This is a genomic window from Bulleidia sp. HCP3S3_C9 (assembly GCF_052064035.1).
Lineage (GTDB): Bacteria > Bacillota_I > Bacilli_A > Erysipelotrichales > Erysipelotrichaceae > Bulleidia.
In genome coordinates this window covers 1-13397 of the sequence record NZ_JBQHWJ010000060.1, presented here as the reverse complement: position 1 = coordinate 13397, position 13397 = coordinate 1, and the positions used below count along the sequence as shown (strand labels likewise).

At 36.6% G+C, this 13397-nt stretch carries 13 protein-coding genes and 1 other annotated feature; of the genes, 7 read left to right on the top strand and 6 right to left on the bottom strand.

The features are described 5' to 3' along the window. Positions 1–113 precede the first annotated feature (113 nt). Entirely contained in the window at positions 114–713 is a 600-nt protein-coding gene (locus ACTND6_RS09495) for an AzlC family ABC transporter permease (RefSeq protein WP_441023845.1), read from the top strand. After that, positions 710–1030 carry an AzlD domain-containing protein gene (locus ACTND6_RS09490; protein ID WP_441023844.1) on the top strand — a complete coding sequence of 107 codons (321 nt, stop codon included), beginning with the start codon at positions 710–712 and terminating at the stop codon, positions 1028–1030. The genes ACTND6_RS09495 and ACTND6_RS09490 overlap by 4 nt, the downstream gene beginning before the upstream one ends. A 20-nt stretch (positions 1031–1050) precedes the next feature. On the opposite strand, the gene ACTND6_RS09485 is transcribed toward ACTND6_RS09490, so the two are convergent. Next, positions 1051–1551, bottom strand: a complete 501-nt coding sequence (locus ACTND6_RS09485; protein WP_178175928.1) for a nitroreductase family protein — start codon at positions 1549–1551, stop codon at positions 1051–1053. 108 nt (positions 1552–1659) lie between these two features. On the opposite strand from ACTND6_RS09485, the gene ACTND6_RS09480 reads away from it, so the two are divergent. Both ACTND6_RS09480 and ACTND6_RS09475 read left to right on the top strand, forming a co-directional pair. Next, on the top strand, positions 1660–1971 hold the full coding sequence (locus ACTND6_RS09480; RefSeq protein ID WP_178175926.1) for a metal-sensing transcriptional repressor: 312 nt from the start codon (positions 1660–1662) through the stop codon (positions 1969–1971). A gap of 11 nt (positions 1972–1982) precedes the next feature. After that, positions 1983–4493, top strand: coding sequence for a heavy metal translocating P-type ATPase (locus tag ACTND6_RS09475; protein WP_441023843.1), 2511 nt, complete (start codon positions 1983–1985; stop codon positions 4491–4493). 146 nt (positions 4494–4639) lie between these two features. Here the strand turns inward: ACTND6_RS09475 and ACTND6_RS09470 are convergent, their stop codons facing one another. The 3 genes from ACTND6_RS09470 to ACTND6_RS09460 form a co-directional block, all read right to left on the bottom strand. Continuing rightward, positions 4640–5107 carry an ASCH domain-containing protein gene (locus tag ACTND6_RS09470; RefSeq protein WP_441023842.1) on the bottom strand — a complete coding sequence of 156 codons (468 nt, stop codon included), beginning with the start codon at positions 5105–5107 and terminating at the stop codon, positions 4640–4642. Between the two features lie 214 nt (positions 5108–5321). Beyond that, complete coding sequence (locus ACTND6_RS09465; RefSeq protein ID WP_441023841.1) at positions 5322–6380, bottom strand: hypothetical protein; 1059 nt, start codon at positions 6378–6380, stop codon at positions 5322–5324. Beyond that, positions 6377–6730 (bottom strand): hypothetical protein, encoded by a 354-nt coding sequence (locus tag ACTND6_RS09460; RefSeq protein WP_441023840.1) that lies wholly within the window; start codon positions 6728–6730, stop codon positions 6377–6379. The genes ACTND6_RS09465 and ACTND6_RS09460 overlap by 4 nt, the downstream gene beginning before the upstream one ends. Before the next feature lie 117 nt (positions 6731–6847). Between ACTND6_RS09460 and ACTND6_RS09455 the strand changes: the two genes are divergently transcribed. Together ACTND6_RS09455 and ACTND6_RS09450 are read left to right on the top strand one after the other, a co-directional pair. Then, positions 6848–8266 (top strand): glycerophosphodiester phosphodiesterase, encoded by a 1419-nt coding sequence (locus ACTND6_RS09455; protein ID WP_441023838.1) that lies wholly within the window; start codon positions 6848–6850, stop codon positions 8264–8266. A 58-nt stretch (positions 8267–8324) separates the two neighbouring features. Beyond that, positions 8325–9215, top strand: coding sequence for an Rpn family recombination-promoting nuclease/putative transposase (locus tag ACTND6_RS09450; RefSeq protein WP_441023836.1), 891 nt, complete (start codon positions 8325–8327; stop codon positions 9213–9215). 46 nt (positions 9216–9261) lie between these two features. Here ACTND6_RS09450 and ACTND6_RS09445 read toward each other — a convergent pair whose 3' ends face one another. Together ACTND6_RS09445 and ACTND6_RS09440 are read right to left on the bottom strand one after the other, a co-directional pair. After that, positions 9262–10287: a branched-chain amino acid aminotransferase gene (locus ACTND6_RS09445; protein ID WP_320100476.1), complete on the bottom strand. Its 1026-nt coding sequence runs from the start codon at positions 10285–10287 to the stop codon at positions 9262–9264. A 1-nt stretch (position 10288) separates the two neighbouring features. Beyond that, the gene (locus tag ACTND6_RS09440; RefSeq protein WP_441023835.1) at positions 10289–12031 is read right to left on the bottom strand and encodes a carbon starvation CstA family protein; all 1743 of its coding nucleotides are present in this window, start codon (positions 12029–12031) and stop codon (positions 10289–10291) included. 88 nt (positions 12032–12119) lie between these two features. After that, positions 12120–12360 (bottom strand) — a binding site (T-box leader). A 332-nt stretch (positions 12361–12692) separates the two neighbouring features. On the opposite strand from ACTND6_RS09440, the gene ACTND6_RS09435 reads away from it, so the two are divergent. Beyond that, the coding region (locus ACTND6_RS09435; protein WP_441023834.1) for a hypothetical protein at positions 12693–13397 on the top strand (705 nt) is incomplete at its 3' end.

Genomic DNA, 13397 nt, shown 5'->3' with positions numbered 1-13397 from the left:
CAGGCAGTAAATGAATTTATGAAAGTCATCTGATGTGTTGGCTTTTTTTATTGGACTGAAATTGGTCGTTTTTACCGGACTCTGAATGGTTAAATTAACCGGACGCTAACATCATGGCACAAGGCGGTTTTGGCTGGGTTTGGTCCATGCTTTGTTCAATGTTTATTTATACAGGTGCATTTCAAATGGTACTTGCATCATTTTTTGCAAGTGGTGCAGCGTTTGTTACTGTGATATTAACATGTGTGTTTATGGCAGCAAGGCAAATCTTCTATGGGTTAACATATGTAGAAGATTTCAAGAAGACAGGGAAAAAACTGCCCTATATGATTCATACATTGACAGATGAAACATATGCATTATTAAATTCCATCACGGAATATCCCAAAGATATGAAGAAAGAAAATATTCAGTTTTGTATTCAGTTATTTTCACAATTGAGTTGGATTGCAGGATCTGTTTCAGGAGGTCTTGCGGGAAATCTGATTCCTTCTAGTGTTACGGGAATTGATTATGCTTTAACGGCTTTATTTATCACAATTGTTGTGGATCAATATCGAAATGCATTGAATCATCAGCCAGCATTGATCGGTGGCATCTGTTCTGTTTTCTTTTTGATTACATTAGGGAGTGATGCTTTCTTATTGCCATCTTTGCTTGTGACAAGTGGATTATTGATGCTCTTTGCTAAGAAGCAGGAGGTGAATGTATGAATCATAAAGAAGCATTCATTCTCATTGTCATTTGTGCATGCATTGTTTTCTTTGAAAGAAGCTTGCCATGGATTGTATTTGGAAAAAAAGAAATGCCGAAGATTGTTAAAAGACTCAGTGATCTTTTGCCAGCTTCTTTAATGGTTATTTTGGTTGTATATAGTTTGAGAAGTTTAACAACCTCGGATTTTCATGATTCTTTTGCATTGATCAGTGCATCTATATTCACTGCGGTATTTCATTATTATCAAAAGAATCAGATTTTGAGTGTCATATCAGGTACTGCAGTATATATCATTTTATTAAATGTATTTTGAAAAGATGGTGCAGATCTGCATCATCTTTTCATATAGTGAATTCTAGCTGCATCAAAACGATCTTGCTGTGGTTTTTCTTCGGCTGGATAACCTAGTGCAAATAAGCTGAATACTTTTAGATTGTCAGGAAGATCTAAAATTTCTGCGACTGCTTCCATACGATCTTTTAAAGGTGCAATACCGATCCATGTACCACCTAGTTGTAAAGCATCTGTTTCTAGCCACATATTTTCACAAGCAATGGATAAATCAATTTGTGCAAACATTGGTGCTGGAAGATTCTCTTCTCGATAAACAGGAACAATGATGACTGGTGCATTGAAAGCAAAAGCACTGTATGGTGTTACCTGAGATAATGCATGAATCATTTCTTTATCTTCAACAACATAGAATTCCCATGGCTGTTGATTGCATGCACTTGGTGCCTGCATGGCAGCGCGTAAAATCTGTTCAATTTTTTCTTTTTCAACTGGCTGATTTGAAAATTTACGAATACTAACGCGATGAAAAATGTTTTCCATAGATAAAACCTCCGTTTTCATTAGTATAGTGAAAAAATTTTATAAAGAAAAGCATGTCAGTTGACATATACCCCCTAGGGGTATATAACGAATGCGTGAGGTAAATATATGGGTGAAGAAATGACTTGTCCACACTGTAGTGGAAGACATAAAAAAAGAAGTGAAGATGAAAGAAAAAAACTTATCACACGATTAAAAAAAGTGGAGGGGCAGATTCGTGGAATTGAAAAAATGGTGGAAGAAGATGCATATTGTCCAGATATTTTAATGCAGGTAGCTGCGGCAACTTCTGCGTTGAATAGTTTTAGTAAAGTTTTGTTATCCTGTCATATCAAGAGTTGTGTAAAACATGATATTCAAAATGGAAATGATGAAACGATCGATGAGTTGTGTGAACTTTTACAGAGATTAATGAAGTAGGTGATGTATATATGAAGCAATATATTGTTACGGGGATGACATGTGCTGCCTGTCAGGCACATGTGGAAAAAGCCGTTGGGGATTTAAAAGATGTAGATTCAGTTTCAGTTTCTCTTTTAACAAATTCAATGCGTGTGGAAGGAAATGCTGATCCAGACGAAGTGATTCAAGCAGTTGAAAAAGCTGGCTATGGTGCACATGTACAGGGAGAAGAGAAGCATTCTTCTAATGATTTAGAAGAAGCACTTGTGGATCATGAAACACCAAAGCTAAAGAAAAGATTACTGCATTCTGTTATCTGGCTGATGATTTTGATGTATATCACGATGGGACATAATATGCTTTCTTGGCCAGTACCTGCCTTTTTGAATCATAATCACTTAGGTTTGGCATTAACACAGATGCTGATTTGCCTTGTGGTGATGTATATCAATCGTGCATTCTTTATTTCTGGATTTAAGAGTCTTGTGCATGGTTCTCCAAATATGGATACATTGGTTGCACTGGGCAGTTCTGTTTCGTTTGCGTGGTCTTTGTATGTGCTGTATCAATTAACATGCATGATTACAAATGGTGCAGCAAATATGGATCTGATGCCGCTATATCATAGTGAATTGTATTTTGAATCAGCCGCGATGATTCCAGCATTGATTACAGTAGGGAAAACATTAGAATCTATTTCAAAAGGAAAGACAACAGATGCATTGAAGTCATTGATGAAACTTGCACCGAAAAAAGCAAATATTGAAAGAAATGGGGAAATTGTTGAAATGGATATTGAAGAAGTGCAGGTGGGAGATATCTTTGTGGTGAAACCTGCAGAGGCAATTCCGGTAGATGGTATTGTGCTTTCTGGAAATAGTGCAGTTGATGAATCTTCATTGACGGGAGAATCTATTCCTGTAGATAAAAGTGAAGGAGATCATGTATCTGCGGCAACAATGAACCAGTCTGGCTATTTAAGAGCGAAAGCAACAAAGGTTGGAAAAGATACGACTTTTTCAGAAATCATTCAGATGGTTTCTGATGCTTCTAGTACAAAGGCGCCGATTGCGCGTATTGCCGATAAAGTATCTGGGATATTTGTTCCATGTGTCATTGTGATTTCGATTGTGGTCATGATTGGATGGCTGTTTGCGGGAAGAGATTTATCGTATGCTTTAGAAAGAGCAATCTCAGTTCTTGTAATTTCTTGCCCATGTGCTTTAGGTTTAGCAACACCTGTTGCCATTATGGTTGGCAATGGTGCAGGAGCAAAGAATGGCATTTTGTTTAAAACAAGTGAAGCATTAGAAAATGCAGGACATATTCAAATCGTTGCATTGGATAAAACAGGAACGATTACAGAAGGAAAGCCAACTGTAAAAGATATTCTGCCTGCTGAAAATGAATATTATGATGAACTGCTGAAAGTGGCTTGTTCCTTAGAGAATAAATCGGAACACCCACTTGCCAAGGCAATCAATACGTATGGAAAAGAACATGGAATACAAATAGAAGAGACAGCGGATTTCAAGGCATTACAAGGAAATGGCGTACAGGCAATGATGCATGGAAAATGTATTGTTGGTGGATCAAAGAAGTATATGGAAACAAAAACCAATTTGAAAGACGCTTCTTCTGTATATAATCAAGTAACACAAGAAGGAAAGACGCCATTATTCTTTATGGAAGATGATGTGTATCTTGGAATGATTACCGTTGCAGATCCGATTAAAAAAGATAGTCGAGAAGCAATTCAACAACTGGAAAATATGGGAATTGAAGTTGTAATGATTACAGGAGACAATGAAGCAACTGCCAATGCCATTGCACATCAGGCAGGCGTGCATAAAGTATATGCATCTGTATTACCTTCTCAAAAAGAAGCTGTGGTTCAGAAATTGAAAAAACGTGGCAAAGTCGCAATGGTTGGTGATGGTATCAATGATGCACCTGCTTTGGTGCGTGCAGATATTGGTGTTGCGATTGGTGTGGGAACAGACGTAGCCATTGATTCTGCAGATATTGTCTTAATGAATTCTAAGCTGAGTGATGTTGTTTCTATGATACGATTATCCAAAGGAACATTGCGGAATATTCATGAAAATCTGTTCTGGGCATTTGCATATAATGCATTATTGATTCCGATGGCTGCGGGCTTGTATCCTTCCATTCAAATGAATCCGATGTGGGGTGCAGCGGCAATGTCATTGTCATCATTTACAGTATGTATGAATGCGTTGCGATTAAATATGTTAAATATTCATGATTCTAAAAAAGATCGTCCAATTAGACATAAAGCAAAACAAGAAAGTGAAGGAGAAAAAGAAATGAAAAAAACGATGAAGATTGAAGGAATGATGTGCTCACATTGTGAAGCATCCGTCAAAAAAGCGCTTGAAGCAATTGATGGCGTAGAAAGTGCAGAAGTTTCTCATGAAGCTGGTACTGCAATTGTTACGATGAGCAAAGAAGTTAGTAATGATGTTTTGAAAAGTGCAGTAGAAGCAAAAGACTATAACGTTACAGGAATTGAATAAGCAATGAAAAAGAGAAGGTTGTCAAAATAACCTTCTCTTTAAATTTCTCCATTTTTGCAAATATGTGTCTAATGTATAATCCCTTATAATGATTCGCTTTTGCTGCTTTTATACATTTTCTATTCATTTTTTGTTAATGGGGGAGCTTATTTTTTGTTAAGTTGCCGTGAATCGTAAACTACTTGAAACTCCTCACAAAGAATTCTTGTTTGTCCATTGAATTCAGTTTTAGTTTCTTCAAATTCTTTTGTAAAGAATTCTTCATGAACCGCTCTCCAATATGCAAGACTTCTATCTCCTTCCCCTTCCTTGTAAGCATGTTCCTCTGATACTTCATTAAACGGAACGACTGTAGTCTTAGTGGTTTGGATAATACAAATTGCCTCATCCTTTGAGTTTATAATAACACTATAATCACCTGGCTGTGGCAATGGCTCTTCTTCTCCTTCCATAAAATATAAATCATATGCGGATGCAGTTGCAGTCTTGATTCCCTTTAATACAAGGTCTGCCAGCTGATCAGGTGCATCTAAAAATCCCCATGCACTATAAGGAGTATCAATATCTATATTCTCTTTCTCGCAATATGCTTTCCATAATTCTTCTGCTCTCATAATTCTCCAATCTGCAAATCACGATTTGCATAACAGCACTCTAACATATGTTGATAAAAAATACTATTGCCAAACTAAGGTCTACCAGATTACTCTGATAGGCTCAGCTAACAAGCTTTTGAACTGGGACTACTTGATTTTCTAATTGTTTATGCAATTCATGAAATGCATAATTATACTTTTTTGATATTAGATACCAAAGGTAAATAGGAACTTAAATTTCTAATGGTGTTAAAACAATAGAACCATCAAATCCACTTAATGAGATTGTGTATGTTTGAACTTGATCTTTGTATTCAAACTGGATTGCGATATTTGGAATGGTAGATTCTAAATATGTTGTTAAACAAAGCGGATGTGCTGGATCAAGAGTGTCGATTGTGTGAATCTTTTTTGTTTTGAATTCTTCTGCTGTGTATTCCACGGAAAGAAGTTTTATGTTTTTGAGTGGAGCAACTGGTGTGAGAAGAATTTGTTCTGCGGAAGCATCGACAACATATTCTTCATATGTTTTGTATTTACTTAAATCTCGATCTTTAGCCCAATCTGCACGAAGTCCAATATCGTAATTCTCAATAGAGTTATAGTCATTTGTATATTCAATGAGTGCATATGTCATTTGATCGTGAATGAAATCATCTTCTGTGATGGAAATTTTTTCTGAATTAGAAATATCTAGATTTCCAGTTGTGTTTTTGTAGAACGTATTGTGATCTTTTGTGAAAAAGAATTCTTTCCATTTCAGCTTTCCTTTTTCTAGATGGAAAATACCATAATGGCTTGCACCGTCTGCTTCTGTACTGCCATAGAAAAATGCATTTTCATCAAAACGGAATGCATATGCTGGCGAAATGACATCTAATAATAGATTTACTTCATCGTTGTCGATTGCATAGATTGCATAGACATCATTTGTATAAACTTCACCATCATCAAATTTTCTGATTTCTCCAATGATGCATTCATCTGTACCATCATGATCCACATCTTCCACAGAATATCCAACTGCACTTTTGACATTGAAGATTTCATCATCATTCATCAATTCTTTGACTTTTGCAAAACCACCTTTTGTGGCAATTTTTGTTCCTTCTATGACTGCAGAATATGTATCTAATGTTTCTGTGTAATCTGCTTGCACAATTAGCTGTGGTGCTGGTGTTTGTTTTGCGGGTGGAAAGTGTGCTGCTGAAGAAGCAGTAGAAGATTTAGAAGGTGTTTTAGATGCGCATGAAACTAAGAACATACATAAACATAAACTAAGCTTTTTCATGATTCGACCTCCATAACCGTAGGAATCGGTTTTCTGTGATTTCTTGCTTTGCGTAATTCACTGCAAAAATCTTTTGGGATTTTATCAATGTCTTGTTCACGAACATATTCGCGAATGATGATCTCGCCTCTGCCATCGTATTCCATGATTGTATCTGAAAGAATTGGAATGTCATTTTCTTCGTGATAGATCATTTCTCCTGTTTCGTAACAGATATATGGAAAATTTAATCTTTGTTCAATGGTATATTTACTTGAACCATAGGGCGTGACGAGTGTGAATGGGTTGAATCGAATTACTGTACGATCGGATGTGCTGATCCATTTTCCGTATAGATCATGTATATTCATAAATTGTCTCCCTTATCTATTGTGTGGAATTACAGTATCTTTCTAACCATATTGTACAAGAAAATGTTAAGAAATGTTAATTTGTTATGAAGAAAAGAAAAAGGTATCATAATTGTGATGAAAAAGCTTAAACAGAAGAAGAAAAAACATCTGAAACGCTGGGTGAAAATATTGATTGTTTTTTTGTTGCTGATACCTTGCTTCTTTTTTGCGAAGGATGTGTATGCGGAATATTATCCATTTACATCCATTATAGATGAATCGGATCCGACAAAAGAAATCAGCTATTCTGCAATTGACCATACGTTTGTGGATGGAAATAAAGAAGCTTTGAAAAATCATGTATTTGTGGTAAAGACAAATAAAGAACAGACATACTCTGTTCGTAGTGATGAAAATGGACAGCTTGTGAAAGGCTTGTTTCAGGATGGTGAGAAATATTATTTGTATGATGATAATGGATATTTGATGACTTCTGATTGTAGTGTTGATGGTGTGAAATATAAAATACATGAAGATGGGAATGTTTTTCATCATGAATGGGATGATGGATTCTGGTATGAACAGGGACAAATTGTTGGAAAAGATGAAGATCGTCTTGTTTTTGTGAAGGGTGAAAAAGGTTTTTATTGTCTGAATCATCAGGATGGTGGAAAGAGAAAAGTGAATTCTTCCATTGTATTGAATGATGGACGTGAAGTTCGTTTTGATGAAAATGGAAATATTGTTTCGAATGAAGTGTATGCCGCCAATCGGTATTATTTTCCAGTTGCAGAAGCAAATGAAGAGGCAGATGAAACGTATTCTCTACCAGTAAGTAAATATGTGAAAGATACAAGATTTGATGGCATTCGTTTGATCAATCATCGCGGGTATCATGTGAATGCACCTGAAAATACATTGGCTGCGTATATTGAAAGTAAAAAGATGAATTATCAATATGTGGAAACAGATGTACAGTTAACAAGTGATGAAGTGCCGGTTTTATTACATAATCCTACGTTATCTCATATGGCAGGAATTAATGTAGCGATTGATTCTATCACGGAAGAAGAAGCAAAACAATTTGATCTGCGTGGACAGACAATTACATCCTTGGAAGAATTTATAGCGTATTGTAAAGCAAATCTCATTACACCTTATATTGAGTTGAAAACAGAAACAATTCATTCTGAAGACCAGGTAAAAATGATTTTTGATATTGTCGAAAAATATGAGATGGTTGGAAAAGTGGAATGGATTTCCTTCTCTAGTGATTTGTTGCGTATGGTTGCACAGTATGATCAGACAGATATGCTTGGCTTTTTAGCTGGAAGCAAAAGTGATGTATCTGATATTCAATCAAATGTGAAAGCAATGAAAGAAGATGGATGCAATGTCTTTTTAGATGTTCATTATGCTGCACAGATGTCATACCTGGATTTCTGTAAAGAAAATGATATTCCATTAGAATTGTGGGGAATTAATAGTATAGATGTAATGAATGCATTAGATGGATATATTACGGGTGTTACAACAGATACAATCAGAAATTGAAAGAATTTCATGGAATTTTGGAAAAAATTGTGAATATGTAAGTATAGGAGGCTTACATATGGGCAATAAAATGAAACCATTTGATGAATTATCTTTCTCGGATAATTACATGTTTACAACTGTTTTAGAGGATAAAAGAAATTTGAATATCGCAAAAGGAATTGTAGAACTGGCTTTGGGAAAAAAAGTGAAAGATATTCGAATTGCGGGAGTTGAAAAGCATGTTCAGGCAAGATATGGTGGAAAAATCACACGCTTTGATGTTTTGCTAGAAGGGGAAGATTCTTATATCGATGTCGAAATGCAAGTGAGAAAGTTATTGAATTTTCCACTGCGTTCAAGAATGTACCATTCGCAAATGGATGCAAAGTACGTAAAAGCTGGTGATTATCAGAATATGAAGAAAAGTATTGTGATCTTCATTTGTCTGGAAGATTATTTTGGAATGAGACTTCCAAGATATACATTTGCTTCTATGTGTTTGGAATGTTCAGAATTGATTCTTGAAGATAAACGTTTTACAATTTTCTTAAATCCAGACAGTGATACAGAGGATTCGCAATTGTATTTCTTTTTGATGTTTTTGAAAAAAAGAATTGCGAAGGATGCATTTACAAAAACAATTGAAAAAGCTGTTGCCACTGTCAAGAAAGACGAAAGTGCAAGGTTAGATTACATGAATTTAGATGAATATTTAGATGCATTGGTTGATGAAGAAAAAGCAAAAAGTTTAAAAGAAGGAATTGAAGCTGGAAAAGCACAAGGCTTGCAGGAAGGAAAAGCGCAAGGCTTACAAGAAGGAAAAGCACAAGGCCTGCAGGAAGGAAAAGCGCAAGGTATGCAGCAATCAAAAATTGAGATTGCTAAAAAAATGCTCTCAAAAGGAATGTCACTGGATTTGGTTGTAGAAATGACAGGATTAAGTGAAGAAGAAATAAAAACTCTATAAAAGCAAAATAAACACGTGTCCAGAATTTGAACACGTGTTTTGTAATTTAACAGATTTTTCTGATCCAGCCTTCTGGAGCTTCAATCTTTCCAGATTGAATGCCTGTGATTGTATCGTATAGTTTGGACACAACTTCACCAGCTTTTTCCATGCCAGATGGGAATTCAATCACTTCATCGTGATTAACGATTCTTCCTACAGGAGAAATCACTGCAGCTGTACCACAGAGAGCACATTCTTGGAAATTCTTAATTTCATCATAGCGTACAGGTCTTTCATCAACTTTCAGATTTAAGTAATGCTCTGCAATGTAAACAATAGAGCGTCTAGTAATAGATGGAAGAATGGAATCACTCTTTGGTACGACAAGATTTCCATCTTTATCAACAAAGATAACATTGCTTCCGCCAGTTTCTTCAACGTATGTTCTTGTTGCAGGATCCAGGTATAGGTTTTCAGCATATCCGTTAGAGTGTGCAATCACAGAAGAATGCAAACTCATCGCATAGTTCAAGCCAGCCTTAACAGCTCCTGTTCCTCTAGGTGCAGCACGATCAAAGTCGGATACTTGAATGGCAATTGGTGTTGCACCGCCTTTGTAGTATGGACCGACAGGTGTTGTGAATACGCGAAATTGATATTCGTCTGCTGGAGCAACACCAATAACAATGCCTGTAGCGAACTCGTATGGACGAATATAGAGTGATGCACCACTGCCATATGGAGGTACCCAGTCAATATTTGCTTTAACGACTTCATCAATTGCCTTTAAGAATAATTCCTTTGGTACAGATGGCATTTCAATGCGCTGAGCAGAATTATACATTCTTTCAGCATTCATATCAGGACGGAAACATACAACACTTCCATCTTCCCATGTGTATGCTTTCATGCCTTCAAATACCTGCTGGCAATATTGAAGCATGCCTGCAGATTCATTCAATGTAACAGTTGGATCATCAACCAAAGATCCTTCATCCCATTTACCATCTTTAAAGTTTGCGACAAATCTTTTATCTGTTTGTCTGTATTTGAAACCAATGTTTCCCCAATCTAAATCTTTTTTTGTCATATTAAGCTGCCTGCTTTCCGTCCTTTTCAACTTTTACTGTTTCTGGAGTTTTTCCGATAGATACTAAGATCTTAACACAATGCACTGCGACAATAACTGCCAGTACAACTAAGAATACTGCAACGATAAGCTGTAAACCATTGACGAGGAATACTGCTGTACCTGCCATGTATGCTTTTACGTTTGTGATGACATTCAATACAATCGCTGTAAATGTTACGCAGAACATGAAGATCATAGGGAAATAGAACATCCATGATTTTCTGTTTGTTGCTTTCATGAATACAGCAATAGAGATCAATACAAGAGCACCAAGTAACTGGTTGGCACTTCCAAATAATGCCCATACGTTTGAATAGCCGCCTAAGCATAATACATATCCTAAAAATAATGTAATTGCTGTAGCGAAGTACTGGTTTGTAACAACTTTCTTCCATTCTGGCATTGCAGAAGAATCTTCGTCATCTGAAGTAAATAATTCCTGGAAGGAGAGTCTTCCAATTCTGCCTACGGAATCCAGTGTAGAGAATGCTAATGCGGAGATGCACATTGTCATAAATACGTTAGCAACACTTGCTGGAATACCAACATTTTCCAAAAATCCTGCTACGCCTTGAGAGAAGATCTGGAATGGTGTTAATCCACTAGGGACTGCACCATTTACAGCAACTGCACCAACAACGATCAGTGAGATGACACCTAACAATGTTTCAAGAATCATTGCACCATAACCAACGGGCAGCATATCATTTTCATTTGAAACTGTCTTGGAAGATGTTCCTGAGGATACAAGTGAATGGAATCCTGAGATTGCACCACACGCAACTGTTACGAAAAGTGTAGGGAACATATATGTTTTTGCACCTGCATCACTTGTTAATACGAAACCATTGAATGCATTTAATTTCATTTCTGGATGTCCTGTAAATACGCCAACGACACCACCAATAATCATTCCAAGGAACATGAATGTTGTCATATAGTCTCTAGGCTGCATGAGTAACCACATAGGAGCCACTGCAGCAATAAAAAGGTAAGCCATGATGACGTAGTTCCATTGAGAAGCTGTTAAGTAAACTGGCATTTTCATACCAGCAGCAAACATAAATACAATGAATGCTAATGAGATAACAATTTTATGCCATTCTTTTAAATTTGGAAATTTCTTCTGAATCAAACCAAATACAATTGCACAGCCAACAAATAAGAATGAAATTGTAGCTGCAGCTGCGCCATTGAAATTTTGTGTCACTGCACCATCACTACCTGTAACAAAACCATTAAATGTGGAAGATGTCATGGAAGTAAATGCGGCAATAACAAGCAATGAGAATAGCCAGCAGAATAATGTAAAGAATTTACGTCCTTTTTTACCAATGTATTTTTCAATGATCAAGCCAATGGATTTGCCATCGTTTTTCACAGAAGCATACAAAGCTGAGAAGTCTTGTACTGCACCAAAGAAGATACCGCCAATTAATAGCCAAAGAAGTGCTGGTACCCAGCCAAACACTGCAGCTAGAATTGGACCTTGTACAGGACCGGCACCTGCAATGGATGAAAACTGGTGAGCAAATACTGTCAGTCTGCTTGCTGGTGCATAATCCTTTCCGTCATTGTGTCTAACAGCAGGTGTGTCTGCTTTTGGATCAACGCCCCACGTTTTAGCAAGCCAGCGTCCGTAGAGTAAGTAGCCAGCCATTAATGCTACGGCTGCGAACAATAAGATAAATAAACTGTTCATTTCATTTCCCCTTTTGCCATTTTGGCATCTTATATGAAACTGAATCATAAGTAACAAAAAAGCTTCCGCCTGATGCATCTAAGAAGGATGCAAAGACGAAAGCTACGTAATCTTCCGCGGTACCACTTTGCTTGTTAGTCAAATACTAACCACTTTTTTCTCGTCCAACAACGAGTACCCTGATATCGGAGGGGTCCGGCGCATCTTACTTGATTCAGAGCGCTGCTCACAGAGGATACTATAATCTGACTTTCTTATTGCCTTTCACCGTATGGCAATTCTCTTGTAAAGTTCTATCAGATATAGCGTGTTCTGATCAAAGCGTTAAGTTGTTCAGTGCGCTACTCCCAGATGAGACTTCATTTCTCTTGCTTATCTGCCTTACACCAACCGACAGTTCTCTAAGAAGCTTGATGAAGTGAAGTATGTTCTGTTCACTGCGTTTCAGTTTCTACGAGGATTATAGTAAAACAATGAAAAAACTAAGTCAATTATTTTCAGAAAATTTTTACTAAAATATTACATATTTATGAAAAGCCTTTCAAGAAGAAAAAGGCTATATTAGCAAAATGGTGAACATATTTTAATATTGTACGAATATATGGACAGTAACAATAATTAAGCAGCATTATAATGTCATCACATTCAAGGAGATGACATTATGAAAGATACTGAAATCATTAACTTTTACAACAATCTAGATCAATATGCAAAGGATAAAATCGATAGACAGTTAATCGATTTGACAAATGCAAAGAAAGAATCAAGAAACTACTGTATCAAGGTTTGTCCAAAGTGTGGTGCAGTTGATCCTGGATTTACAAAAGGTGGAAATGCAAACAGTGGAAAACCTATGCTGAAATGCCGCTGCTGTCACAAGCGTTTTACTTATGACAATGGTCAGCTTACACACTATTCCCACCAGGACGAATCAAAATGGGACCAGCTCATCGTAGATATATTTTCTCAAGTGCCAATAGAAAAATCAGCAGCGAATATGAATATAAGCACATATACAGTCTGGCGTATGCGCATGAAGCTGCTTCATATGCTTGATAAAATGATTGCAGATACGGTTGTCTCTGGAGAAATAGAACTGGATGAAAAGTACATTCTAAATTCACATAAAGGTGAAAAAATAGATAATTTGAAACCAAGAAAACGTGGCGGTTCAGCTTCTAAAAGAGGACTGTCAAATGAACAGATATGTTTACCTACAGCAGTGCAGAGAAATGGCACTGCTGTTTTAAAAGCGACAAACACAGCAGCACCGACAAGTGGAGATCTAATGAAACTGTCAAACAGCATTGGAGAAAACAGTATGGCATGGATTGACGGAAAAGTTGCTTACAACAGATTACTTTCA